1 protein-coding gene is annotated in these 545 nt (G+C 35.8%); it reads right to left on the bottom strand.

Annotated features, from left to right (window positions below; genetic code table 11):
• Window positions 1-124 precede the first annotated feature (124 nt).
• Window positions 125-545, bottom strand: a 421-nt coding sequence (locus ACFFUV_RS23830; protein WP_390198499.1) for a GyrI-like domain-containing protein, incomplete at its 5' end; no start/stop codon positions are given.

Here is a 545-nt window from a genome sequence, read left to right as displayed (position 1 = left end):
CAATGCTTGTCGCTGTTTCTTTTTCATATTAGACACCTCTCAATATTGATTATAGCAAAAGACAAGTAATATTTCTTCTTATTTTGGTATTTTTTACTTTTATTTTTCGGTTTTATTCAGGTTGCTATCTTTTTTCTATTTTGACACGCAAAATCGTCTTCATTTTTTCAGGTGCAGATTTTCGTGGATCGCTGATATAGATTTCTTTGTGTTCTTTAGAAGTTCTTTGATAGCCTTCTTCTGCAATGAATGCTTCTAATTTCTCAAAGGATTCTGGTTCTTCATGATAGGAACCAATGTGTAAGATTTGGGCACAAAGACCTTCTTCCATCTTTCCGAATGCTACTTGTTCTCTCAAGTCTTCCGGAAGTTTGCTCAGAGAACGCTGAATGGCTTCTTGTGCTATCGCTTCTGTAACAAAGTCAGGCTGTCGGATCATCAATTGATAAGAAAAATGTTCTTTTTTCATCACTGGTTCATGCAAATACTTTTCTTGCAGTCCCCATTGTCCTTCCAGTGGATAGACAGTATACATCTGATAATCA

This window comes from Vibrio olivae (assembly GCF_042428525.1).
Classification (GTDB): Bacteria; Pseudomonadota; Gammaproteobacteria; order Enterobacterales; family Vibrionaceae; genus Vibrio; species Vibrio olivae.
This window is presented reverse-complemented; position numbering and strand designations above follow the sequence as displayed.